The following is a 22,306-nucleotide window of genomic DNA, read 5'->3' on the forward strand; positions in this document are numbered from 1 at the left end:
GGATACTCCAGGGGCGGTTCCGCCGGGCGGTCGATCGGCCGGACCGGCGGGGGCGCGCAACCTTAGCGGAAAGGCCCGCCGGGGAAAAGTCCGGCGTTCAGTCGCGCAGCAGGCGCTGCAGTTCCGGCCAGGCGTTGTCCAGCAGGCGCTGCTGGGCATTGGCCCGCGGATGGATGCCGTCCGGCTGCATGAAGGCCGGATCGCCCCCTACCCCGTCGAGCAGGAAGGGCACCAGGGACACCCCTTCGGCCTTGGCCACGTCGACATAGACCTGGGCGAAGCCATCGGTGTAGCGCGGCCCGTAGTTGGGTGGCAGGCGCATGCCCAGCAGCAGCACCCGGGCGCCGCTCTGTTTGGCCTGCTGCACCAGGGCGGTGAGGTTGCGCTGGAACTGGGCCAGCGGCTGGCCGCGCAGGCCGTCGTTGCCACCCAGTTCGATAGCCACCACGTCCGGTCGATGCTCGGCCAGCAGTGGCGGCAGTCGTGCCAGGCCACCGGCGGTGGTATCGCCGCTGATGGAGGCATTCACCACCTGGTAGTCACTTTTCTGCGCTCCCAGGCGCTGCTCCAGCAGCCGTACCCAGCCCTGACCATCGGCCAGGCCATAGCCAGCGCTGATGCTGTCGCCCACCACCAGCAGGGTGCGCGCCGTGGCCAGCGGCATCATGACCAGGCAGAGCAGCGCCAGCAGCCAGGCAATGCCTTGCCGCAAAGGCGCGCTGGACTTCGCCCGGTTTTTTGACTCTAACTCGCCACAACCGCCCGTTTGCGGGCCTTTCGGATACGGCATTGGAAACCTCATGAGCGAAGTCATCTTGATGGCGCGAAACCTTAGCAAGGTCGTCACGGGCGCGGAAGGCGCCCTGCCGATCCTCCAGGCGCTGGATCTGGAGGTACGGGCCGGCGACAGTTTGGCCATCGTCGGCAGTTCGGGTTCCGGCAAGTCCACCCTGCTCGGCCTGCTGGCTGGACTCGATCTGCCCAGCGCGGGTGAGGTGCATCTTGCCGGACAGCGCCTGGACGCTCTCGACGAAGACGCCCGCGCCCGGCTACGCGCGGAGCGAGTGGGCTTCGTCTTCCAGTCCTTCCAATTGCTCGACAGCCTCACCGCCCTGGAGAACGTGATGTTGCCGCTGGAGCTGGAAGGCGCACGCGAGGCCCGCGCGGAGGCCCGCGCCCTGCTGGAAAGAGTCGGCCTGGGCGAGCGGCTGCGCCACTATCCGCGCCAGCTCTCCGGGGGCGAGCAGCAGCGGGTGGCCCTGGCACGGGCCTTCGCGCCGCGGCCGAGCATCCTCTTCGCCGACGAACCCACCGGCAATCTGGACAGCCGTACCGGCAACCACATCTGCGACCTGCTGTTCGAGCTCAACCGCGAGCGCGGCACCACCCTGGTGCTGGTGACCCACGACGAACGCCTGGCCGCCCGTTGCGCCCGCCAACTGCGCCTGGAAGGCGGCCGGCAGGTCGCGGCATGAGGACGACCGGTCTACCGTTCGCACGGCTGTTCGCGCTGGCCTGGCGGCAGAGCCTGCGCGAGATCCGCGCCGGCGAGATCCGCCTGCTCTGCCTGGCCCTGGTGGTGGCCGTGGCCGCCAGCGTCGCCATCGGCTACTTCACCGCGCGCCTGGGCGCCGGCATGGAAAATCGCGCCAGCGAATTCCTCGCCGCCGACCTGGTGCTGCTTGGCAGCGAACCGGCGCGCCCCGAGCAGGTGGACGCCGGCCTGCGCCTGGGCCTGGAGCACAGCCGGACGCTCAATTTCAGCACCATGGCCGCGGGTGCCGAAGCCTTGCAGCTGGCCAGCGTCAAGGCGGTCCAGGCCAACTTTCCCTTGCGCGGCGAGGTGCGCAGTGCCGCGGCGCCGGACGCGCCCGACCAACCGGGCGGCGCTCCGGCAAGTGGCGAGGCCTGGGTGGAACCCCGACTGCTGCTGGCGCTGGACGCCAAGGTCGGCGACCGCCTCGACATCGGCCGCAAGTCCCTGACCATCACCCGGGTACTCACCTACGAGCCGGATCGCGCCGGCGACTTCTACAGCCTGACGCCACGGGTGCTGATCAATCTCGCCGACGTGGCCGCCACCGGCGTCATCCAGCCTGGCAGCCGGGTGCGCTATCGCGAACTCTGGCGCGGCGAACCAGCGACCCTGGCGGCCTACCGGCAGGCCCTCACGCCGCAGCTGGCCGCCAACCAGCGCTTCGAAGGGCCGGGCGACGGCAATCGGCAGCTGGGCAACGCCCTGGAGCGCGCCCAACGCTATCTGGGCCTGGCGAGCCTGGTGGCGGTGCTGCTGGCCGGCGTGGCGGTGGCCCTGTCGGCCAATCGCTTCGCCACCCGGCGCTTCGATGCCAGCGCCCTGCTGCGCTGCCTCGGCCTGACGCGGCGCGATGCGTTGACGCTCTACGGCCTGCAACTGGGGCTGCTGGGCCTGGTAGCCAGTCTGCTCGGCGCGCTGTTCGGCTGGTTGGCGCAGTTGGTGCTGTTCGAACTGCTGCATGGCCTGCTGCCGACGCGACTGCCACCGGCCGGGCTCGCCCCGGCACTGGCCGGCATAGGCACCGGGCTGGTCGCCCTGGTCGGCTTCGCCCTGCCACCGCTGGCCGCCCTGGGCCGGGTGCCGCCCTTGCGGGTGCTACGCAGCGATCTGCAACCGGTGCCCCTGCGGACTTGGGCCGTCTATGGCTGCGCCCTGCTCGCCCTCGGGCTGATCATGTGGCGCCTGTCGCTGGATCTGCGCCTGACCCTGGCGCTGCTGGTCGGTGGCCTGATCGCCGGGCTGTTGTTCGGCAGCCTGCTCTACCTGGCCCTGCGCAGCCTGCGCCGGGTCATGCAGGGGGCGCCTTTGGCCTGGCGCCTGGGCCTGGGCCAGCTGCTCCGTCATCCCCTGGCGGCGGTAGGCCAGACCCTGGCCTTCGGCCTGATCCTGCTGGCCATGAGTCTGGTGGTGCTGCTGCGCGGCGAATTGCTGGAGCGATGGCAGGCGCAACTGCCGGCCGAGGCGCCCAACCACTTCGCCCTCAATGTGCTACCGGACGAACGCCAGGCCTTCGCCACGGCAGTGGCCGGTCTCTCGCCCCATGCCAGCCCGCTCTACCCCATCGTCCAGGGCCGCCTGGTCAGCGTGAAGGGGCATCCGGCCCAGGAAGGCCTGGAAGACGACTCCCGCGGCGGACGCGCCACCCGGCGCGACCTCAACCTGACCTGGTCGGCCGAGCTGCCGGCCGGCAATCGGCTGGAAGCCGGCCAGTGGTGGGATGCGATGCCGACGGGCGACCTGCCCGGTGTCTCGCTGGAAAGCGAGCTGGCGCGCAGCCTGGGGGTGGGCCTCGGCGACACCCTGGGCTTCGTCATCGGCGATCGCCAGATTGAGGCGCGGATCACCAGTCTGCGCCAGGTCGGCTGGGACAACTTCCAACCCAACTTCTTCGTCATCTTCGCCCCGGGCGCCCTGGAAGGCGTGCCGGTGACTTACCTGGGCAGCTTCTATCTGCCGCCCGGCCACGATCGCGAGCTGTTGGCGCTGGCGCGGCAATTCCCGGCGGTGACCCTGCTGCCCATCGATGCCCTGCTCGACCAACTGCGCAGCATCCTGCGCCAGGTCAGCGTGGCGGTGGAGTTCGTGCTGCTCTTCGTGCTCGCAGCCGGCATCGCCGTGCTGCTGGCCGGCCTGCAGGCGACCCTCGACGAGCGCATCCGCCAGGGTGCCCTGCTGCGCGCCCTGGGCGCCCGGCGCGAACTGCTGCAACGCGCACGGCGCACCGAATTCATCCTGCTCGGCGGCGCCAGCGGCTTGCTCGCCGCGCTCGGTTGCGAGATCGTCAGCGCCCTGCTCTATCGGCTGGCCTTCGACCTGGACTGGCAGCCCCACCCCTGGTTGCTCCTACTGCCGGTGCTGGGCGCCCTGCTGGTGGGCACGGCCGGCCTGCTGGGCACGCGGCGGGCCATCACCGCCAGTCCGTTACTGATCCTGAGAGAAAGCTGATCCATGAGCCGTTACCGACCACCGCGCACCGCCGGCACCCCCCTGATCACCCCCGCTGGCGAGGCGCGGCTGCGCGCCGAGCTCCATGAACTCTGGAACGTGCGCCGGCCCCAGGTCACCCAGGCGGTGAGCGAGGCGGCGGCGCTGGGCGATCGTTCGGAAAACGCCGAGTACATCTACGGCAAGAAGATGCTGCGCGAGATCGACAGCCGGGTGCGCTTCCTGCGCAAGCGCCTGGAGAATCTCAAGGTGATCCGCGAGCGCCCGGCCGATCCGGGCAAGGTCTATTTCGGCGCCTGGGTCACCCTGGAGGACGACGAGGGCAGCGAGGCGCGCTATCGCATCGTCGGCCCGGACGAACTGGACCTCAAGCAGAACCTCATCAGCATCGACTCGCCCCTGGCGCGGGCCCTGGTAGGCAAGGCAGTGGACGCGGAAGTGCGGTTGCAGACGCCGGCCGGCGAGCAGCGCTGGTATATCGTCGAGATCGACTACCTCAATGATTGATCGCCTCGACAGGTACTTCCGTCAGAAAAACGTGATGCAAATCACATAAATCAGGCAAGTTTGCGGCATGAACGGCGGAGGACCGCCATCTCCAAGCAGGATTCGCTGCATGAGAGCGCCGACGCTCTACGCTTTGCCCACCAACCGCCGCTTGCGCTGGCTCGTTACCAATCGGGATCCGCTTGATGAAAACCTGCTGCGGCAACTGCTGGGCGGCCCGTTCTCTTCACGCAGTGCCCTCTTCGCCGGCGCCCTGAACAGCCTGCTGATCAGTTGGACCTGTGCCTTCCTGAATCCCACCCCGGTGTTCATCGGCTGGATGATTCTCGATACCCTGATCTGGCTCGCGCGCCTGGTACTGGTGCATTGCATCCAGCTGATGGGGGGGCTGGCGCCGCCGCTGCTCAGCGAAATATCTTTGATACTCGGGCTGCTCTGGACGGCCACCCTGGGCATGGGTACGGCCGCCTGCATCCTCAGCGGCGATGCGGTGCTGCAGGTGCTGGGCTGTACCTCGGCGGTGGCCATGAATGGCGCCATCACCATGCGCAACCAGGGTATCCCGCGCTACGCCTTCCTGCAGATCCTGCTGACCGACGTGCCGATGAAACTGGCCACCCTGTTCCAGCCCGAACCGATGCTGCGGTTGTTCCTGTTGCAGGCGCCGCTTTACCTGAGTGCCAACTGGATCCTGTTGAACAATCTCAACCGCAATCTGCTGCGGTCGCTGACCGCCGAGGCCGATAGCCGCTGGCACGCCACCCATGATGACCTGACCGGGCTCTACAACCGCGCCGGCATCCTCGCTCTGCTCGAAGGCGCCCTGCGCCGGCCCCGCTCATGGTCCGCTAGCGTGGCGGTCTTCTATCTCGATCTGGATGGCTTCAAGGGCGTGAACGACTCACAGGGCCATGCCGCGGGCGATCGCGTCCTGCGAGCCTGCGGCGCCCTGTTGTCCGGCAGCGTGCGGCAAAGCGATTTCGCCGGACGCCTGGGGGGCGATGAATTCCTGCTGGTGATGCAGGACGCCACCGAAGAGGGCGCTCGGGAGCTGGCACAGCGCATCCTCGAACGCCTGTCGGCGCAGGGTATGAACGCGAGCATCGGCATCGCCCTGCAGCAGCCCCTGGAAGACGGCCCGAGCCTGCTGGCACGGGCGGATCAGGCGCTCTACACCGCCAAACTGGCTGGCAAGGGCGGCTTCCGGGTGGCCCACCCCACGGTTATCGTCGCCGAGTGATCACACCCTGGCGCGCCACCCGGGTCAGCTCCCGCACCAGGGGTTCGAGACCGGCCTGGCCGGGCGACTGCACCACGGCGAAGTCGAAACTGTCGTTGCCGAAGGCACGCAGTTGCTCGGCCTGATCGGCGAAGCGGATCTGCAGGGTGCGGCTATGGGGCCAGCGCTTGGGCCAGCCTTCGAGATAGCGCAGCAGCGTGGGCTGGTCGGGACCGCCGAGGAGAATGGCGGGATGGCAGGCGAGCTTGCCCTGGGTCAGCGGGGTAAGGCGTAGCGGGAGAGGGAGCATGGGACGAAATTCCGCCTCGTAGATCCAGCTGGGCGGTAGTACGAGGCCTGTTCCGTCCAGCGCTTTAGCGGTATTTGGGAGCGCCCCGCAAGTTGCTGTTTAAATCGGCGCGGGATCATCCTAGGGAGGGCCCGGCGGCCCTGTCAAGCGGGCTTCAACCATCCTCGTGCCTGGCATCCTTGGCGCCCGTCGCCGCCACGGCCGGCGCCTCCAGGCGCGCGCGCTCCCGACTGAAGGCCACCCGGTACTTGTTGACGCTGGCCACGTAGTTGACCACCCCAATGCCCACCTCCTCCGCGGCGATGCGTTCGACCTGGAAGAACCAGCGGTCGCCGTCCAGCCCCTGCTGGCGCGCCTTGGCCCGCAGCGCCTGGACACGTTCCGGACCCAGGTTGTAGGCCGCCAGGGTGAAGGCGCGACGTTCCCGCTCGGTCAGCCGCGGACTGGCGAAGAATTCCCGCCGCAGCCGCGCCAGATAGCGGGTGGCGGCCTTGACGTTGTCGTCGGCGGAATGCAGGTTGTGCACCCCGACGCTGCGCGCTGCCCGCGGGGTGATCTGCAGTAGCCCCGCCGCACGCCCGGCGCCCCGCGCTTGGGGATCGAGACCGGATTCCTTGTAGGCCATGGCAGCCAGGGTCAGCCAGTCGAAGTCGTAAGCCTTGGCATAGCGCTGCAGGAGCGGCCGCACCTGGGCCAGTCGCTTGCGGTCATGGGCCTGCAGTGGATCGCGCACCTGGTAGCGACGGGCGGACGCCTGGCGAAAAGCCTTGTCGTCGTCGCGTGCCTGGGGTTGTCGGGCAAAGGCGCGCACCCGTTCGGCGAGTTGCTGCGCCGGGCCGCGCAGATACCAGAGCTGTACCTGGTCATGGGCAACTACCAGCCGATCAGCCACCCGCAGGCGCGGCAGTACCCGCGCCCAGCGATGGGCCAGGCCGGATTCGACCACCGTGAGCGGATAGATACCAGCCTGGGTCAGCTCCAGCACGTCTTCCACCGCCAGGGTGGGATCGGCCCACTCGATCTGCACCGGTTTCAGCTTGCGTCTTGCCAACTGGGTATTGAGCCGCGCCAAGGCCGAACCGGCCTCGCTGCCCTGGGGCAGGACCACCCGCCGCCCCGCCAATAGCTCCAAATGCCGCGGTAGGCGCTGGCCACGACCGCTGACCACCACCAGATTGGTGGGCGCCGCCACCGGCGCGGCGATCAGGGCCGAATGCGCTGGCGGCAGCAGGGTCTCCCCGGGTGCCACCAGATCGCCCTCGCCCCGTTGCAGCGCCGGCAGCAGGTCTTCCTTGGCCTTGGGTACGAACACCAGACGCAGCGGCCGGCCACCGGGTTGATGCTGGAGATAGCGAGCGAAGGCTTGCAGCCGCCGATACTCGATGCCCAGTGCCTGGCCGTTCCATTCACCGGAGCTGTGGCGGCTCTGGTTGACCAGCACGCGTAATTCCCCTGCGCGCTCGATGGCGGCCAGGTCGCGCGCCGCGACGTGACGCGGGGCTTCGGGCGGCAAGGCACCCAGACGGGCCTGGGCGGAACCGGCGAGCAGGCAGCCGAGCACGGCCAGGGTGAATCGAAACGGCATCCAGGACTCCTGACCTGGCCGGGACAGCGCCGATAGCACCCGGACTACGGATAGAATGGGGAAATAGAGTTCGTAGAAGGCCCGCACCATGCAACTGATCGACATCGGCGTCAACCTCACCCACCCCAGCCTGCTCAAGGAGGTGGACGCGGTGGTCGAGCGGGCCCAGGCCGCCGGCGTGGTGCAATTGGTGCTCACCGGCACCACCCTGGAGGACAGCGAGAACGCCCTCAATCTCTGCCTGCGCCTGGATGCCGGTGACGCCCTGTTCAGCACCGCCGGGGTCCATCCCCACGAGGCCTCGACCTGGAATGCCGCTGCCGCACAGACCCTGCGCGACCTGGCCTGCCAGCCCAAGGTGCGCGCCCTGGGTGAATGCGGGCTGGATTTCAATCGTGACTTCACGCCCCGTCCGCAGCAGGAACGCTGCTTCGAGGAACAACTGGCGCTGGCCGCCGAGCTGCGCCGCCCGGTGTTCCTCCACGAGCGCGATGCCAGCGAGCGGATGCTGGCGATCCTGCGCGACTACCGCGACCACCTGCCCGCCGCGGTGGTGCACTGCTTCACCGGCGAGCGCAAGGCACTCTACGGCTATCTGGATCTGGACCTGCACCTGGGCATCACCGGCTGGATCTGCGACGAGCGCCGCGGCCTGCACCTGCACGAGCTGGTCGGCCAGATCCCGGTCGGCCGGCTGATGCTGGAGACCGACGCCCCCTACCTGCTGCCACGTACCCTCAGACCCAAGCCGCGCCACGGCCACAACGAGCCGGCCTTCCTGCCGGAGATCCTGCGCACCGTGGCCCGTCTGCGTCACGAAACGCCCGAGCAGACCGCCCTGCACACCACCGCCACCGCCCGCGCCTTCTTCGAGCTGCCGGAAATCGCCGTGCCAGAGCGGGTCGAGGAATTCGACTAGGTACCAGGCGCCGCTGCGCTAAAGTCGCGAACGCGCAGGCCGTTAACCTCAGGGCTTATTCCACGGCGTCGCCCTCCTCCCTGCAGGACGTTGACGCCAGTCAAGATTCGAGGCGCGCCGGCCTGTCAGGCTGTGCGGCCCCGCCGACTGGATGCCCCCTATGTTCGCCTGGCTGCGTGATATCTCCCTCAAGTACAAGTTCTGGGCGGTGAATGCCGTCGCCTTCGTCACCAGCCTGTTGCTGGTGCTGTTCGCCATGCAGCTGGAAGTCGCCGGCCGCGCCGAGCAACTCAAGGCGGTCAAGGCCGCCGTGGGTGAGGCCGCCGCCCATTTCAGCGCCCCGACCTTCGGCGACGTCTTCCTGGCCCGGGCGCCGGAATACGCCCTGGCCGTGGGGGTACTGATGCTGGTGCTGCTGGTGGCCTCGCAACTGCTGATCCGCTTCATCCTCGGCAATCTGCAACGGCTCAAGGACACCATGCTGCGGGTCGAACGCGACGGTGATCTCACCGCCCGGGTCGAGGTGCGCGGGCGTGACGAGGTCGGGCAGATGACCCAGGCCTTCAACGCCATGCAGGACAGCTACACCCGGGTGGTCGGCACCGTCGCCGCCAGCGCCGCCCGCCTGGACGAAGGCGCCGGGCGCCTGGTCAGCGGCATGCAGGGTGTGCGTGGCGGCATGCAGGATCAGCAGCAGGAGACCGATCAGGCCGCCACGGCGATCAACGAGATGAGCGCCACGGTGCAGCAGATCGCCGAACACGCCGCCGGTACCCGCGACCAGTCCCAGGAAGCCGACCGCCTGGCCAATGCCGGCCAACAGGCGGTGGAGCGCGTCAGCCATTCCATCGCCGACCTCTCCCAGGGCGTGCAGCAGACCGCGGTGATGATCCAGGAGCTGGCCGAGAACAGCGAGCGCATCACCAGCGTGGTCAACGTCATCCACGGCATCGCCGAGCAGACCAACCTGCTGGCCCTCAACGCCGCCATCGAGGCGGCCCGCGCCGGTGAAGCCGGCCGTGGCTTCGCCGTGGTGGCCGACGAGGTACGCAATCTGGCCAAGCGCGTCCAGGGTTCCACCGACGAGATCACCCGCATGGTCGACGGCCTCCAGGCCGGCACCCGCGACGCCGTGGAGTTCATGCGCGACAGCTCGCTCAAGGCCGACGACTGCGTGGTCCAGGCCGGCGCCGCAGGGCAAGCCCTGGCCGACATCACCGCCGCCGTGACCCAGATGCGCGACAGCAACACCCAGATCGCCGTCGCCGCGGAACAGCAAGCCCAGGTGGCGGAAGAGATGAGCAGGTCGGTCGTAGGCATCCGCGACGTCACCGAAAGGACCATGCTGCTCACGCAGGAATCGGCCGCCACCAGCACCGAACTGGCCGGTCTTGCAGGCACCCTGAACCAGGCGATCCGCCAGTTGCGCCTATAGCCCCCATAGCGAGAGCGCATTCGCACGGTTGCCCGACAGGCGGCAAGATGCCCGCACCTTTTCGGAGACCCGTCATGCGCTCGGTCACTACCTTCACCTCCGCCGTCCTGCTGCTCCTGGGCCTGGGTTGCGTCGCCCAGGCCCTGGGCAGTGCCCATCCGCAATCCTCGATCCTGGCCGGCCTGGTCTGCCTGGTGGCCTTCGCGCTGCAGGAGCCGGACAGCTTGCCCGCGGGCGCATCCTTGCGCGCCTAGCGGCCCGGGCCTGCCTATGTAGACCTAGCCCGCGCGCAGCTGCCGCTGCAGCCGTTTCAGCGCCCGTTCCAGCACCGCCAGGTCCTGCGGGCGGCCGGCATAGCGCTGCGCCTGGAAGGCCTCGGTGAAGGCCGCGATCTCCGCCTGCGCCGCCGGCAAGGACTGCATCGCCCGCCGGGCGAAGGCCCCGGCCGCCTCGCCGCCCTGGCGCCGCACGCCCTGGTGCGCCAGCAGCCGCTCGAACTGCCCGAAGCGCGCCAACAGCGGATCGCGGGTGCGTTGCCAGGGCCGCAGCACCAGCAGCGCCATGAGCCCGAGCACCGCCAGCACCAGCAGTGCCAGCACCAGGCCCAGTCGCTGCAGGCCGCCTTCACCCAGCAGCCGCTTGAACAGGTCGCCCTGGGTCTCCCCTTCGTAGTTGAGTACCCAGCGCTGCCAGCCATAGTTGATCCGGTCCCAGCCCAGCCGCAGGCTGGTGAGCCAGGCCAGGTTGCGATAGCGGTTGGCAGCGAAGGGATTGTCGGCGAGGAACTCGTCGGCGGCGCCCTGGGCGGCCAGCGCTTCCTGCAAGCCCCGCTCGATTCGCGTGGGCGCCACCTGTGCCGTCGGGTCGACACTGACCCAGCCGCGCTCCCGCAGCCAGAACTCCACCCAGGCATGGGCATCGAATTGCTGCACCAGCAGGTAACCGCCCGCAGCGTTGAACTCGCCCCCCTGGTAGCCCGCCACCACCCGGGCCGGGATGCCCGCCACCCGCAGCGCGAAGGTCATGGCCCCGGCATAGTGGGCGCAGAACCCACGGCGATTATCGAACAGGAAGGCGTCGATGGCATCGACACTGGCGGTCGGCGGCTGCAGGGTATAGACGAAGGGCTGCTGGCGAAAATAGGCGAGGATCGTCTCGGCCAGCGCCGCGGGCCGCGGATCGCGCGCCTTGAGCTGGGCCACCCAGGCGCGGGTACGGGGTTCACCGCCTGCAGGTAATTGCAGCGCCCGCCGCTGGCTGGAGGCGGACAGCCGCCCCGCCTCGCGCACCGCCTGCGGCCAGCTGGTCACCTGGTAGCGCAGGGCCTGGTCCACCGGCCGCCGGCGTTGCAGATGGAAGTCGCTGGCCAGGCGCACGTCCCGCTGGTCGCTGCGCGCCACGTCCAGGCCGTAGAGCCAGGGACGCCCACTCGGCTCCATGATGATCTGGTAGCCTAGACTGGGGCCACTGGGCGTCCAGGTCGGCTCGGGGCTCCAGGCCGTGTCGGGATCGACCGACCAGCGGGCCCCGTCGAAGCGCTCGTAGGTGGTGGCACGCCAATAGAGGTCGCGCTGGGCGGGACGCTCGCCGTCGAAACTGACCCGGAACACCCGCTCGGCGGACTGTGAAAGCTGGGCGATCTCCCCCGGTGCCATGCTCTCGCCCAGCCCGGTGCGCGCCTGGTCGCCCGGCTGTGGCAGCGACCAGAGCGGGCCGAGCCGAGGGAAGACCAGGAACAGCACTATCATCAGCGGCACGGCCTGCACCAGCAGCTTGGCGGCCACCGCCAGGGTTGCCAGCGGACGCGTGGCCAGGGCGCTCTGCTGCAGGCCGATCAAGGCCGCCACCAGGGCGGTCACCGGCAGCAGGCTGTAGAGCGCGGCGAGCAGGCCGTCTTCGAAGAGGTAGGCGATCACCACGGCGAAGAAGCCCAGGTAGATCACCACCAGGGCATCGCGCCGGCTGTGCATCTCGATCAGCTTCAAGGCGAAGGTGACCAACAGCAGCACGGCGCCGGCATCCAGGCCGATGAAGGAGCCGCGCGACAACCAGATGCCACCCATGGTCAAGAGCAGCAGGCCGCCCTTCTCGATCCGCGTGGGCGCCCGCACCTGCATGCGGAACAGCAGCACCCGCCAGCCGGCGCAGAAGGCCCAGAGCAAGCCGACCCAGGGCGGCAGATGGGTGAGGTGCGGTAGGATCACCAGCGCCTGGGCCACCAGCAGCCAGATCAGGGCGATGCGCGGAATGGGTTGCGACACGGCGGTGCTCATGTCGGCCGCCCGAACAGGGCCAGGGCCTGCAGCGCCGCATCGCGATGGCTCTCGCCGCTAGCGGGCGCCAGCTCCAGCCCGGGCAGGCGCAAGCCAAAGCGCAGCTGGCGGGCACTGCAGTCCAGCACCGCCTGGCACAGCCAGGACAGCCGGGTCTCGGTATCGCCATCGAGCACGCTGAAATCCAGCCAGAGTTCGCTGCCCACCAGGGCGCTGAAATCCTTCACCAACAGCCCCTGCCCGCGGGAAAACGCCTTCCAGTCGAGGCGGCGGCGGGAATCGCCCGGCTGGTAGGCTCGCAGCCCCTGGAAGTCATCGGCGCCCTGACCGGCGCTGCGCTGCCCTTCCTCGCCACCCGCGTCCAGCCCGCTGCGCGGCAGGGGTGCGTTCAGCAGGGGCGACGGATAGACCAGACCGCGTACGTCCAGGTCCAGCCAGCTCCAGGCGACGAACAGGCCCAGGGGAAACCGGCTTTCCACCCGCAGACGCCCGGGCCGCAGCCAGCCACGGGTCGGCGCCGGGTGGAACAGTTGCAGGGCCACCCCCTCGCCCACGGGCACGTCACTCAGCACCAGCGGCTGGTCACGCCAGCCCAGCCCGATGGCCTGGTGCGCCCCTCGCTCGCTTTCCAGGCGCACCCGAAAGCCCGCCGACTCGCCAGCGAACACCGGGCTGGCACCGCCACCCGCCAGGTGCAGGCCGGCCAGGTTGCGATAGGTGTGCAGCATGGTCACCAGGGCCAGGGAGAACAGCAGGAAGGTCAGGCCATAGGCCAGGCTGTTCTGGTAGTTGATGCCGGCCAGCAGCATCAGCGCCAGGGCCAGGCCGAAGGCCGCCCCCTGGCGAGTGGGCAGGATGAAGATGCGCCGCTGATCGAGGGTGATGCGATTGGCCGGTGGAATTCGCCGGGCCAGCCAGCCGTCTCGATAGCGCTGCCAGGCGCTGCCGGTCACAGCGCCGGGACTTCGCGCAGCAGCCACTGCACCAGGGCGCCGCCCCCATGCCCGGCGGGATCGGCGATGTCGCGCAGGCGATGCCCGGCCACCGCCGGGAGCACTGTCTGGACGTCCTCGGGTAGCACATGGTCGCGCCCCGCCAGCAGTGCCCAGGCCCGCGCCGCGGCCAGTAGCGCCAGGCTGCCACGGGGTGACAGGCCCAGGGCGAAGGTAGCCTGGCTGCGGGTCGCCTCGACCAGGCGTAGGACGTAGTCCACCACCGCCTCGCTGGCATGGATGCGCGGCACCTCGGCCTGGATCAGCCGCAGCTGGGCGTGGTCCAGCAGGGGCTCCAGCCGCGGCAGCTGCTCGCGCCCGGAACCGCCGAGCAGCAGCGCCCGTTCCGCCGCGCGGCCCGGATAACCGAGCGACAGGCGCATCAGGAAGCGGTCGAGCTGGGACTCCGGCAGGGCGAAGGTGCCGCCCTGGGAGATGGGATTCTGGGTGGCGATGACGAAGAAGGGCTCGGGCAGCGGCCGGGTGGCGCCCTCGATGGTCACCTGGCCCTCCTCCATGGCTTCGAGCAGGGCGCTCTGGCTCTTGGGCGTGGCGCGGTTGATCTCGTCGGCCAGCAGCAACTCGGCGAACACCGGCCCGGGATGGAAGACGAACTGGCCGCTGTCGCGATCGAACACCGAGGTGCCGAGGATATCGCCGGGCAGCAGATCCGAGGTGAACTGGATACGCTGGAAGGACAACCCCAGCACCTTGGCCAGGGCATGGCTGAGGGTGGTCTTGCCCATGCCGGGCAGGTCTTCGATCAGCAGGTGCCCCCGTGCCAGCAGGCAGGCCAGCGCGAGCCGGACCTGGGTTTCCTTGCCCAACAAAACGCCGTCTACCGCCTTGAGACAGGCGTTCAACCTATCGTGCATACCCTGAGGTCTCTCGCCTTGCGCCGACGCGAGAAGGCGTCGGCCTGCAGAACGAGAATAGCAGCACCTGCTGCCGGCAGCCTCGCGCCGGAGGTTTAACGCTTATTTCAGGGTGGCGAGGATGTCTTCCACGGCGCGGGCCGGATCGGCGGCGCGCGCGATGGGACGGCCGATCACCAGGTAGTCGGAGCCGGCGTCGAGGGCCTCGCGCGGGGTGAGGATGCGACGCTGGTCGTCCAGCGCACTGCCGGCCGGACGGATGCCGGGGGTGACCAGTTGCAGCCCGGGTTGCGCGGCCTTGAGCGCCGGCGCTTCCTGGGCCGAGCAGACCAGGCCATCCAGGCCGGCGCGAGCGGCCAGAGCGGCCAGGCGCAGCACCTGCTCCTGGGGATCGACGTCCAGGCCGATGTCGGCCAGGTCCTCGCGCTCCATGCTGGTCAGCACCGTGACACCGATCAGCAGCGGCTTGGGTCCGTTGAAGACTTCCAGGGTCTCGCGACAGGCGGTCATCATGCGCAGGCCGCCCGAACAGTGGACGTTGACCATCCAGACGCCCATTTCCGCCGCTGCCTTGACCGCCATGGCGGTGGTGTTGGGAATGTCGTGGAATTTCAGATCGAGAAAGACCTCGAAGCCGCGCGTACGCAGCGCCTCCACCACACCGGCAGCGCTGGCGGTGAACAGCTCCTTGCCCACCTTGACCCGGCAGGTGGCGGGGTCGAGCCGGTCGGCCAGCGCCAGGGCGGCGGACGACGAGGGGAAATCCAGGGCGACGATGATGGGAGATGTACAGGCGGACATGGAGGCTCTCGGCAAAACGGCAAAGGCCGGCATTTTCGCAGAAAAGCGCGGCGCGGGCACTTGTCGGCTGTCCGGCCGGGTCTCGGCGCAGCGGTCCACCCGCGCCTCATCTGGGCTTGAGCAGGCGTTCCCGCAGCCAGTTGCCCGCCGGTCCCAGCGGGCGCCGACGCGACCAGACCACGTCCACCGCCACCTGTTGCGGCCAGCCGGGTACGACCAGTTCCGCCAGTCGCCCCTGGCCGTAGCCCGCCACCAGCCAATGCGGCAGCTCCGCCCAGCCGAAGCCCTGCACGGCCATTTCCAGCAGCAGCAGGTAGTCGGGCGCCGACCAGCAGCGTCCGCGGGTATCCGGCAGCCGGCAGGCCGGCGGTGGCGCCTCCGTCACGGTACTCAGGCGCAACAGCCGATAGGGCGCGAGGTCAGCCTGGGTGAGCCCCTGGCACCCGGCCAGCGGATGATCCTTCGCTACGTAAAGTCCCAGCGTCACCAGGCCGTCCAGGGTAGCCGCCTCGATGTCTGCCGGATAGGGCGGCTGGGCGGCCAGCAGGCCCAGGTTGGCCCGCCACTGCACCAGGCTGAGCACATCGGCATCCTCGGCGATCAGGCACTCGAATTCGAGATCGGGATAGCGCTGGTCCAGCTCCGTCAGCAGGGCTTCGTAACGCGTGGGCTGGTAGGTATCGGAGATTACCAGGGTCAGCCGTGGCTCCACGCCAGCCGCCAGCTGGGTGGCGCGATTAGCCAGGCGATCATGAGCCGAAAGCACTGCGCGGGCCTGGTCCAGCAGTTGCTCGCCGGCAGCCGTGAGCACGGGATAGCGCCCCTGGCGGTCGAACAGCGCCACCCCCAGCTCATCCTCCAGTCGGGCGATGCTCTCGCTGATGCTGGACTGGCGCTTGCCCAGCACCCGTGCTGCCGCACTGAAGGAACCCGTCGCGGCGGCTTCGACGAAGGCTTCGAGGGCCTCGGCATTGGGATACATATCGGCCTAGCCTATGGATACCACTTTGATCTCCCTAGCTTAGCCGATGAGACTGGAAGCCTGTCCATCAAGGGAGAAGCTTTCATGTCCATCCATCTGACCCAGCGTCCCGCCAGTGCCCGTCTGCTGCATGCCGTGTTGTTCGAAGGTATCGCCATTCTGCTCTGCGCACCGACCCTGGCCTGGCTGCTGGACCGTTCCCTGGCGCACATGGGCCTGCTCACCGCGGCCTTTTCCGCCATTGCCATGATCTGGAACCTGGTGTTCAACCTGGCTTTCGACCGCCTGCAGCAGCGCCTTGGCTTCGACCGTGGGCTGGGGATGCGTCTGCTGCATGCGCTCGCCTTCGAAGCGGGGCTGATCGTGGTGCTGGTACCGCTGGCCGCCTGGTGGCTGTCCATCGGCCTGTGGCAGGCCCTGTTGCTGGACCTGGGGCTGATCCTGTTCTTCCTGCCCTACACCCTGGCGTTCAACTGGCTCTACGACCTGGGTTACGCCGCCTGGCTCAAACGCGCTAACGCCCCCTGCCGGGCGCACTGATAAGCTCCGCCGTGGTCGAACGACCATAGCCACTCAAGGAGAAGACAGATGCCCTGGTATGCCTGGTTGATCCTGCTGGTCGCCATCGGCTCCGTGGTCGGCGGCCTATTCATGCTCAAGGACACCGCCCGCAAGGTACCCCTGACCGACGAACAGAAAGCCAAGATTCGGCAGCGCAATGCCGAGATGGACGCCAAGGAGGCGCAGGATCGCTGAGCACGTATCCTGACTTCGTGAGTGAGGCCCTGCCGCACATCGGTGCCGCAGGGCCTCGTCGTCTCAGAGCCTGTTCAAAATCTGCTGCGCGTCGGCCAAACCGCGTTGAAAATGGCCTGGAAGGCCAGCCCCACCTAGGCGGCCCCGTCGCAATGCTCATTTACCACTCGTAAACCCGAGCGCGGGTCCGATCCGCTTCCTCAGCTATTTTCGCGGGGCCGCCTAGGCCTTGTTTGGCTCTAGCTCGCGAGATTATGAACAGGCTCTCAGGACTCCAGCGGCTCCTTGGTGTTGACGTACTCCGGCACCTTGGCCAGCGGCAGGTTGCGCACCTGCTCACGGGTCGGGCCCTGCCGCTTGGGCAGCGGCTCCAGGCGTTGCGCCTGCCCCGTCTCCAGCGCCCGCTCTATGGCCGCCAGCACCCGCACGTCGCGCCAGCCCTCCTCCCCATCCATCTCCGGCTGACGATCTTCCAGGATGCAGGCGGAAAAATAGGCCGTCTCGCCGCCGAAGTGATCGACCACCGGGGCCTTGAACTCCTGCGTCTCTCCATCCACCGTCAAGCGATAGCCGATGGCAACGCCCTCGCCGAAGCCAAAGCAAGGCGACGCCTCGATCTCCCCCTTGCTGCCCACCAGTTGGAAGCGCTCGGTATTGGGTCCGCTGAAGCTGACGGTGAAAGTGGCCAGACGCTCTTCCGGAAAACGCAGGGTCACGCTCACGGCATCCCAGGTGGTGACATCACGTCCGGGCGTCCGCGCGCCCACGGCGCTCACCTCGATGGGCTCGTCAGCGAATAGCGAACGCACGGCGTTGAGCGGATAGGGGCCCATGTCGGTGACCGGACCGGCCCAGAAACCGTTCTGCGCGCGATGGTTGGCGGTGTCGAGCGGCTGGACGAAGGTCGAGGTGAACAGTCGTGGATCACCGATCTCGCCCTGGCGCACCCGTTCGATCATGTCCACCGTGCCCGGTTCGCAGTGCAGTCGGTAGGCGATCATCAACTTGGCGCCGGAGCGCTCCGCCGCGGCCTTGATCGCCTGGCACTCGTCCTCGCTGATCGCCATCGGCTTTTCCAGCAACACGTGGATGCCCGCGTCCAGCGCCGGCACGGCGAATTCCAGATGACGGAAGTTGGGGGTGGCGAGGTAAATCGCATCGATCTCGCCCGCCGCCAGCAGGGTGGGAAATTCTTCGTAGCTGTAGCTTTTGAGGCCGTACTTGGCCGCCAGGTCGCGCGCCTTGATCGGATCGCCGGTGACCAGAGCGGTCATCTCGGAGTTATCCGTCTGGCTCACCCCGGGCATGAAGGCGCCCTGGGAAATCCAACCACCACCGACCACCGCATAACGAATCTTGCCTGTCGCACTGGGCATGGAACGCTCCCGAATCCAGGCAGACGTTGTGTCCGCCACCTGAACTGTCGGCAAGCGCGGGGCCGATGAAGTTCCGGCAGCGATTTCAGCAGCGGCCGCACTCAGCGCCGGAAGCGCAACTCCACCTCTGCCCCCTCGAAGTCGTCGCTGCGATCGCGACTGATGACCCGCCCGCCCAGCTGGAAGCGACCGGGGTCGTCGTCACTGCGAAACAGCTGCGGCAGCAGACCTGACTCGGCCACCGTCTGCCCGGCATGGCCCACGGCACGGTGGGAGGTCAGGGCCTGAGGCTTGTCGAGATCGCCAGGCACGCTCAAATCCAGCGGTCGCTGGATCACCGGGGTTTCCTTGGCCGGCGCGGGCTTTTTCAGCTGGGTGTTCTTCGCCAGGTCCTGCTTCTTCGGTGGCGGCTCCGGCAGGACTAGGGCCTTGGCAGGCAGCGGGTCCAGGCGCAGGGCGCGCAACTCGGCAGCACTGCTAGAGTTATCACTCGCCACAGGCGGCGCCTTGGCGACCGGCGATACCGGAGTGGCCGGTGCCCTGGCTGCAGGCGGCGGAGAATCGCCATCGCAGCCGGCCAGGAACAGGATCGCCGTCGTCGCCACCGCAGCCAGATATCCGCGCATAGGATCCACCACCCAGCCAGGGCCGTTGCTCACCGCTTGGCGAGCACGGCAGGATCAGTCCCTACAACCGACCCAGCGCTCCTCGGCGGGTTCCAGAAATGCCGCTAGGCGGCCAGGGTTTCCTGGCACAGCTGACGGGCGAGCAGGCCCAGCGTCATCAGGGCCCGCTGGGCGTCGCGCCCCCAGGGCAGGCCGCAGTTGAGGCGGATGCAGTGGTTGAACTGATCGGTGTTACTGAAGATCATCCCCGGCGCGATGCTCACCCCCTGGTCGAGGGCGCGCTGGTGCAGCAGCCGGGTATCCACCCGCACCGGCAGGCTGACCCAGAGGATGAAACCGCCGCCGGGTCGACTCATCTGGGTGCCTTCCGGGAAGTGCTCCTGGATCGCCAGCTGGAAGGCCGTCATGTTGCGCCGGTATTCCTGGCGGATAGCCCGGAGGTGGCGGTCGTAGCCACCGTTCTCCAGGTAGGCGGAGACTCCCATCTGGGTCACGCTGCAGGCCGAATGGGTGGTGAAGGTCTGCAGCCGCCGGATGTCGTCCTGGTAGGGGCCGGCCACCACCCAGCCGATGCGTACCCCGGGCGACAGGGTCTTGGAAAAGCTTGAGCAATAGATGACGCGTCCCTGCTTGTCGAGGGCCTTGAGCGCCTTGGAGCCGCTCTCGTAGGTCAGCTCGCCGTAGATGTCGTCTTCGATGATGGCGATGTTGCGTTCGGTCGCCAGCTTGAGCAGCTGCTTCTGCCGTGCCTCCGGCATGCTGCTGCCCATGGGGTTGCTCAGGCGGGCCGTCACCACCAGCGCCTTGACCGGCCACTGGCTGGCCGCCAGCTGCAAGGCCTCGACACTGAGGCCGGTCTCGGGATCGCAGGGGATCTCGATCACCTTCAACCCCAGTACCTCGGCCAGTTGCAGCAGCCCATAGTAGGACGGCGACTCGGTGGCGATCAGATCACCCGGCTTGGTCAGCACGCGCAGCGACATCTGCAGGGCATCCACGCAGCCATGGGTGATCACCACCTCCTCCGGCCCCACCACTACCCCGGCATCGCGCAGACGGATCGCCACCTGGCGCCGCAGGGGTTCGAAGCCGGGGCTATGCAGATAGGAAAAGGCTGCGCGGGCCTGGAAGCGGGTGACCTTGGACAGCTGCTGATGCAGCGCCCGCAACGGCAGGTAATCGGTCTGGGGCACCGCCATGCCCAGGGGCACCACCCCTTCGCGGCGCGATTCGGCCAGCACCTGGTTGATGATGCCGGCGCGGGTCACCAGGCTCGGGCGCTCCACCGTGGCGATGTCCGGCGTCGGCGCGGTCAGCGCCGGCGTCTGGTGCACATAGAAACCGGACTGCGGCCGGGCACGGATCAGCCCTTGGTCCTCCAGGGTCGCGTAGGCCTGCAGGACGCTGGCATGGCTCACCCCCAGTTGCTGACTCAGCTTGCGCACCGAAGGCACCCGCTCGCCGGGCTTGTAGACACCCTTGCGGATGTCGTTCGCCAATTGCTGGGCGATACGCTGATAGAGCAACAGGTTGGTCATGGGGCGTCTTCCTGGACGAGGCGCAACAGTAGCAGACTACTTTTCAAGTGGACCGGTACAGATGAGCCTGACCTTAGCGCGTCCGTTCCTGCGCGGGCAATGTCCAAAAACGACAAAGAGTCAGTGACCTGGACACTGACGCCACTCGCCCTGGTCCGCCGTTCGCCGCGCCCATGAAAAAGCCCGCCGGGCGGCGGGCTTCTTGTGCAGACCTGGAACCCTAGATGGCCTTTTCCAGCTCCGGCACCAATTCGAACAAATCACCCACCAGGCCATAGTCGGCCACCTGGAAGATCGGTGCTTCCTCGTCCTTGTTGATGGCGACGATCACCTTGGAATCCTTCATGCCCGCCAGATGCTGGATGGCCCCGGAGATGCCCACGGCGATGTACAGCTGCGGCGCGACGATCTTGCCGGTCTGGCCGACCTGCATGTCGTTGGGCACGAAGCCGGCGTCCACCGCGGCGCGCGAGGCACCCACCGCCGCACCCAGCTTGTCGGCCAGGGCGTAGAGGATCTTGAAGTTGTCGCCGTTCTGCAGACCGCGACCACCGGAGACCACCACCTTGGCGGCGCCCAGCTCGGGGCGGTCGGACTTGGCCAGCTCTTCGCCGACGAAGCTGGAGAGTCCGGCGTCCTTGACCAGGCTCACGGCTTCGATGGCGGCGGCACCGCCCTCGGCGGCGACCGGATCGAAACCGGTGGCGCGCACGGTGATCACCTTGATCGGCGCGCTGGAGCGCACGGTGGCGATGGCGTTACCGGCATAGATCGGCCGCTTGAAGGTGTCGGCGGATTCGACGGCGATGATCTCGGAGATCTGGTCGACGTCCAGCAGGGCGGCGACGCGTGGCAGGAAGTTCTTGCCGTTGGTGCTGGCCGCGGCCAGCACGTGGCTGTAGTTGGCGGCCAGCTCGACCACCAGCGGTGCGATGTTTTCCGGCAGTTGGTGGGCATAGGCGGCGTTGTCGGCCAGCAGCACCTTGCTGACACCGGCGAGCTTGGCGGCGGTGTCGGCGACCGGCTGGGCATTCTGGCCGGCGACCAGCACATGGATGTCGCCGCCGATGGCCTGGGCCGCGGCGACGGTGTTCAGGGTGGCGCCGAAGAGGTTGGCGTTGTCGTGGTCGGCAATGACGAGAATGGCCATCAGATCACCTTAGCTTCGTTCTTGAGTTTTTCGACCAGTTCGGCCACGGACTTGACCTTGATGCCTGCCTGGCGACCCGCCGGGGCTTCCACCTTGACCACCTCGTAGGAGGCTTGCACCGCCACGCCCAGGGCGTCCGGGGTCAGGGTTTCCAGCGGCTTCTTCTTGGCCTTCATGATGTTGGGCAGCGAGGCGTAGCGCGGCTCGTTCAGGCGCAGGTCGGTGGTCACCACCGCCGGCAGCTTGAGCGCCACGGTCTGCAGGCCGCCGTCGATCTCGCGAGTCACGTTGAGGCCGTCACCGGCCTGCTCCACCTTGGAGGCGAAGGTGCCCTGGGCGAAGCCGGTCAGGGCGGCCAGCATCTGGCCGGTCTGGTTGTTGTCGCTGTCGATGGCCTGCTTACCGAGGATCACCAGCTGCGGCTGTTCCCTGTCCACCACCGCCTTGAGCAGCTTGGCGGTGGTCAGGGACGACAGCTCGGCGGTGCCGGTGTCGATCAGCACGGCGCGATCGGCACCCAGGGCCAGGGCGGTACGCAGTTGCTCCTGCGCCTGGGCGGGACCGGCGGTCACCACGACGATCTCGCTGGCGATCCCCTTTTCCTTCAGGCGCACCGCTTCTTCCACGGCGATTTCGCAGAAGGGGTTCATGGACATCTTGACGTTGGCCAGGTCGACACCGGTCTGGTCGGCCTTGACGCGGACCTTGACGTTGTAGTCCACCACGCGTTTGACAGCTACGAGAACCTTCATGAATCCCTCGATTTATTCTGGTGAATAAACAGGACGCCAAGGCGGCCTTGCGTTGGACACGACCCCTGTCGGCCCACACCTTGTTGCAAATTCTTCCTATGTTGACCTCCATGGCAGCAGGGGTCAACGCGGCAGTCCGTCAGGGGCCGGCAGCTACCGAGTCTAACAGGCTTGCAGAAAATTTAAACAAACGTTTGAATGGGTGGCAGGAAGCACCCCGGATATAAT

The 22,306-nt window shown here is 68.0% G+C and carries 22 protein-coding genes; 9 read left to right on the top strand and 13 right to left on the bottom strand.

The window, feature by feature from the left end:
* Positions 1-97: 97 nt before the first annotated feature.
* On the bottom strand, positions 98-667 hold the full coding sequence (locus RND78_RS10720; RefSeq protein ID WP_312728852.1) for an arylesterase: 570 nt from the start codon (positions 665-667) through the stop codon (positions 98-100).
* A 133-nt stretch (positions 668-800) separates the two neighbouring features.
* Here RND78_RS10720 and RND78_RS10725 point away from each other — a divergent pair, with 133 nt between their 5' ends.
* The 4 genes from RND78_RS10725 (at position 801) to RND78_RS10740 (ending at position 5,729) form a co-directional block, all read left to right on the top strand.
* Positions 801-1,475 carry an ATP-binding cassette domain-containing protein gene (locus RND78_RS10725; RefSeq protein WP_312728574.1) on the top strand — a complete coding sequence of 225 codons (675 nt, stop codon included), beginning with the start codon at positions 801-803 and terminating at the stop codon, positions 1,473-1,475.
* The gene (locus RND78_RS10730) at positions 1,472-3,982 is read left to right on the top strand and encodes an ABC transporter permease (protein ID WP_312728575.1); all 2,511 of its coding nucleotides are present in this window, start codon (positions 1,472-1,474) and stop codon (positions 3,980-3,982) included. The genes RND78_RS10725 and RND78_RS10730 overlap by 4 nt, the downstream gene beginning before the upstream one ends.
* A gap of 3 nt (positions 3,983-3,985) precedes the next feature.
* Positions 3,986-4,489, top strand: coding sequence for a transcription elongation factor GreB (gene greB, locus RND78_RS10735; protein ID WP_312728577.1), 504 nt, complete (start codon positions 3,986-3,988; stop codon positions 4,487-4,489).
* A gap of 109 nt (positions 4,490-4,598) precedes the next feature.
* Positions 4,599-5,729: a GGDEF domain-containing protein gene (locus RND78_RS10740; RefSeq protein WP_312728579.1), complete on the top strand. Its 1,131-nt coding sequence runs from the start codon at positions 4,599-4,601 to the stop codon at positions 5,727-5,729.
* Here the strand turns inward: RND78_RS10740 and RND78_RS10745 are convergent.
* Both RND78_RS10745 and RND78_RS10750 read right to left on the bottom strand, forming a co-directional pair.
* The gene (locus tag RND78_RS10745) at positions 5,713-6,018 is read right to left on the bottom strand and encodes a hypothetical protein (protein ID WP_295461699.1); all 306 of its coding nucleotides are present in this window, start codon (positions 6,016-6,018) and stop codon (positions 5,713-5,715) included. The two genes, RND78_RS10740 and RND78_RS10745, sit on opposite strands and share 17 nt — an antisense overlap.
* A gap of 154 nt (positions 6,019-6,172) precedes the next feature.
* Positions 6,173-7,603 carry a transglycosylase SLT domain-containing protein gene (locus tag RND78_RS10750; protein WP_312728583.1) on the bottom strand — a complete coding sequence of 477 codons (1,431 nt, stop codon included), beginning with the start codon at positions 7,601-7,603 and terminating at the stop codon, positions 6,173-6,175.
* An 88-nt stretch (positions 7,604-7,691) separates the two neighbouring features.
* Here RND78_RS10750 and RND78_RS10755 point away from each other — a divergent pair, with 88 nt between their 5' ends.
* The 3 genes from RND78_RS10755 (at position 7,692) to RND78_RS10765 (ending at position 10,211) form a co-directional block, all read left to right on the top strand.
* The gene (locus RND78_RS10755; RefSeq protein ID WP_312728585.1) at positions 7,692-8,522 is read left to right on the top strand and encodes a TatD family hydrolase; all 831 of its coding nucleotides are present in this window, start codon (positions 7,692-7,694) and stop codon (positions 8,520-8,522) included.
* Between the two features lie 160 nt (positions 8,523-8,682).
* Positions 8,683-9,957 carry a methyl-accepting chemotaxis protein gene (locus RND78_RS10760; protein ID WP_312728588.1) on the top strand — a complete coding sequence of 425 codons (1,275 nt, stop codon included), beginning with the start codon at positions 8,683-8,685 and terminating at the stop codon, positions 9,955-9,957.
* A 74-nt stretch (positions 9,958-10,031) separates the two neighbouring features.
* Positions 10,032-10,211, top strand: a complete 180-nt coding sequence (locus RND78_RS10765) for a hypothetical protein (RefSeq protein WP_312728591.1) — start codon at positions 10,032-10,034, stop codon at positions 10,209-10,211.
* Positions 10,212-10,235: 24 nt separating this feature from the next.
* Here RND78_RS10765 and RND78_RS10770 read toward each other — a convergent pair whose 3' ends face one another.
* The 5 genes from RND78_RS10770 to RND78_RS10790 all read right to left on the bottom strand — a co-directional run bounded on the left by RND78_RS10770 (position 10,236) and on the right by RND78_RS10790 (position 15,880).
* Entirely contained in the window at positions 10,236-12,230 is a 1,995-nt protein-coding gene (locus tag RND78_RS10770; RefSeq protein WP_312728592.1) for a DUF3488 and transglutaminase-like domain-containing protein, read from the bottom strand.
* Positions 12,227-13,210 carry a DUF58 domain-containing protein gene (locus tag RND78_RS10775; protein WP_409457039.1) on the bottom strand — a complete coding sequence of 328 codons (984 nt, stop codon included), beginning with the start codon at positions 13,208-13,210 and terminating at the stop codon, positions 12,227-12,229. Before RND78_RS10775 ends, RND78_RS10770 begins: the two co-directional genes overlap by 4 nt.
* Positions 13,180-14,097: a MoxR family ATPase gene (locus RND78_RS10780; protein WP_295461713.1), complete on the bottom strand. Its 918-nt coding sequence runs from the start codon at positions 14,095-14,097 to the stop codon at positions 13,180-13,182. The genes RND78_RS10775 and RND78_RS10780 overlap by 31 nt, the downstream gene beginning before the upstream one ends.
* Before the next feature lie 102 nt (positions 14,098-14,199).
* Complete coding sequence (pyrF, locus tag RND78_RS10785; RefSeq protein ID WP_312728599.1) at positions 14,200-14,898, bottom strand: orotidine-5'-phosphate decarboxylase; 699 nt, start codon at positions 14,896-14,898, stop codon at positions 14,200-14,202.
* A gap of 106 nt (positions 14,899-15,004) precedes the next feature.
* On the bottom strand, positions 15,005-15,880 hold the full coding sequence (locus RND78_RS10790; RefSeq protein ID WP_312728601.1) for a LysR family transcriptional regulator: 876 nt from the start codon (positions 15,878-15,880) through the stop codon (positions 15,005-15,007).
* 84 nt (positions 15,881-15,964) lie between these two features.
* Between RND78_RS10790 and RND78_RS10795 the strand changes: the two genes are divergently transcribed.
* Positions 15,965-16,420 (top strand): multidrug/biocide efflux PACE transporter, encoded by a 456-nt coding sequence (locus tag RND78_RS10795; RefSeq protein WP_312728603.1) that lies wholly within the window; start codon positions 15,965-15,967, stop codon positions 16,418-16,420.
* Positions 16,421-16,468: 48 nt separating this feature from the next.
* Positions 16,469-16,636: a DUF2897 family protein gene (locus RND78_RS10800; RefSeq protein ID WP_295461721.1), complete on the top strand. Its 168-nt coding sequence runs from the start codon at positions 16,469-16,471 to the stop codon at positions 16,634-16,636.
* Between the two features lie 266 nt (positions 16,637-16,902).
* Here RND78_RS10800 and RND78_RS10805 read toward each other — a convergent pair whose 3' ends face one another.
* The 5 genes from RND78_RS10805 to RND78_RS10825 form a co-directional block, all read right to left on the bottom strand.
* Positions 16,903-18,012, bottom strand: a complete 1,110-nt coding sequence (locus RND78_RS10805; protein ID WP_312728606.1) for a Gfo/Idh/MocA family oxidoreductase — start codon at positions 18,010-18,012, stop codon at positions 16,903-16,905.
* A gap of 101 nt (positions 18,013-18,113) precedes the next feature.
* Positions 18,114-18,638: a hypothetical protein gene (locus tag RND78_RS10810; protein WP_312728608.1), complete on the bottom strand. Its 525-nt coding sequence runs from the start codon at positions 18,636-18,638 to the stop codon at positions 18,114-18,116.
* Positions 18,639-18,742: 104 nt separating this feature from the next.
* Entirely contained in the window at positions 18,743-20,176 is a 1,434-nt protein-coding gene (locus tag RND78_RS10815; protein WP_312728610.1) for a PLP-dependent aminotransferase family protein, read from the bottom strand.
* 220 nt (positions 20,177-20,396) lie between these two features.
* Positions 20,397-21,326 (bottom strand): electron transfer flavoprotein subunit alpha/FixB family protein, encoded by a 930-nt coding sequence (locus RND78_RS10820; protein ID WP_312728612.1) that lies wholly within the window; start codon positions 21,324-21,326, stop codon positions 20,397-20,399.
* Positions 21,326-22,078, bottom strand: a complete 753-nt coding sequence (locus RND78_RS10825) for an electron transfer flavoprotein subunit beta/FixA family protein (protein WP_312728614.1) — start codon at positions 22,076-22,078, stop codon at positions 21,326-21,328. Before RND78_RS10825 ends, RND78_RS10820 begins: the two co-directional genes overlap by 1 nt.
* Positions 22,079-22,306 lie beyond the last annotated feature (228 nt).

It is taken from the genome of Pseudomonas oryzihabitans (assembly GCF_032027545.1).
GTDB lineage: Bacteria > Pseudomonadota > Gammaproteobacteria > Pseudomonadales > Pseudomonadaceae > Chryseomonas > Chryseomonas oryzihabitans_F.

Excerpts from the sequence above, each read along its gene's own strand:
- RND78_RS10765 (WP_312728591.1), top strand. The coding sequence starts at position 10,032 with ATGCGCTCGGTCACTACCTTCACCTCCGCCGTCCTGCTGCTCCTGGGC.
- RND78_RS10770 (WP_312728592.1), bottom strand. The coding sequence starts at position 12,230 with ATGAGCACCGCCGTGTCGCAACCCATTCCGCGCATCGCCCTGATCTGG.
- RND78_RS10810 (WP_312728608.1), bottom strand. The coding sequence starts at position 18,638 with ATGCGCGGATATCTGGCTGCGGTGGCGACGACGGCGATCCTGTTCCTG.
- RND78_RS10730 (WP_312728575.1), top strand. The coding sequence starts at position 1,472 with ATGAGGACGACCGGTCTACCGTTCGCACGGCTGTTCGCGCTGGCCTGG.
- RND78_RS10805 (WP_312728606.1), bottom strand. The coding sequence starts at position 18,012 with ATGCCCAGTGCGACAGGCAAGATTCGTTATGCGGTGGTCGGTGGTGGT.
- RND78_RS10790 (WP_312728601.1), bottom strand. The coding sequence starts at position 15,880 with ATGTATCCCAATGCCGAGGCCCTCGAAGCCTTCGTCGAAGCCGCCGCG.
- RND78_RS10725 (WP_312728574.1), top strand. The coding sequence starts at position 801 with ATGAGCGAAGTCATCTTGATGGCGCGAAACCTTAGCAAGGTCGTCACG.
- RND78_RS10795 (WP_312728603.1), top strand. The coding sequence starts at position 15,965 with ATGTCCATCCATCTGACCCAGCGTCCCGCCAGTGCCCGTCTGCTGCAT.
- RND78_RS10760 (WP_312728588.1), top strand. The coding sequence starts at position 8,683 with ATGTTCGCCTGGCTGCGTGATATCTCCCTCAAGTACAAGTTCTGGGCG.
- greB (WP_312728577.1), top strand. The coding sequence starts at position 3,986 with ATGAGCCGTTACCGACCACCGCGCACCGCCGGCACCCCCCTGATCACC.
- RND78_RS10745 (WP_295461699.1), bottom strand. The coding sequence starts at position 6,018 with ATGCTCCCTCTCCCGCTACGCCTTACCCCGCTGACCCAGGGCAAGCTC.
- RND78_RS10755 (WP_312728585.1), top strand. The coding sequence starts at position 7,692 with ATGCAACTGATCGACATCGGCGTCAACCTCACCCACCCCAGCCTGCTC.
- RND78_RS10825 (WP_312728614.1), bottom strand. The coding sequence starts at position 22,078 with ATGAAGGTTCTCGTAGCTGTCAAACGCGTGGTGGACTACAACGTCAAG.
- pyrF (WP_312728599.1), bottom strand. The coding sequence starts at position 14,898 with ATGTCCGCCTGTACATCTCCCATCATCGTCGCCCTGGATTTCCCCTCG.
- RND78_RS10720 (WP_312728852.1), bottom strand. The coding sequence starts at position 667 with ATGATGCCGCTGGCCACGGCGCGCACCCTGCTGGTGGTGGGCGACAGC.
- RND78_RS10820 (WP_312728612.1), bottom strand. The coding sequence starts at position 21,326 with ATGGCCATTCTCGTCATTGCCGACCACGACAACGCCAACCTCTTCGGC.
- RND78_RS10815 (WP_312728610.1), bottom strand. The coding sequence starts at position 20,176 with ATGACCAACCTGTTGCTCTATCAGCGTATCGCCCAGCAATTGGCGAAC.
- RND78_RS10800 (WP_295461721.1), top strand. The coding sequence starts at position 16,469 with ATGCCCTGGTATGCCTGGTTGATCCTGCTGGTCGCCATCGGCTCCGTG.
- RND78_RS10740 (WP_312728579.1), top strand. The coding sequence starts at position 4,599 with ATGAGAGCGCCGACGCTCTACGCTTTGCCCACCAACCGCCGCTTGCGC.
- RND78_RS10780 (WP_295461713.1), bottom strand. The coding sequence starts at position 14,097 with ATGCACGATAGGTTGAACGCCTGTCTCAAGGCGGTAGACGGCGTTTTG.
- RND78_RS10750 (WP_312728583.1), bottom strand. The coding sequence starts at position 7,603 with ATGCCGTTTCGATTCACCCTGGCCGTGCTCGGCTGCCTGCTCGCCGGT.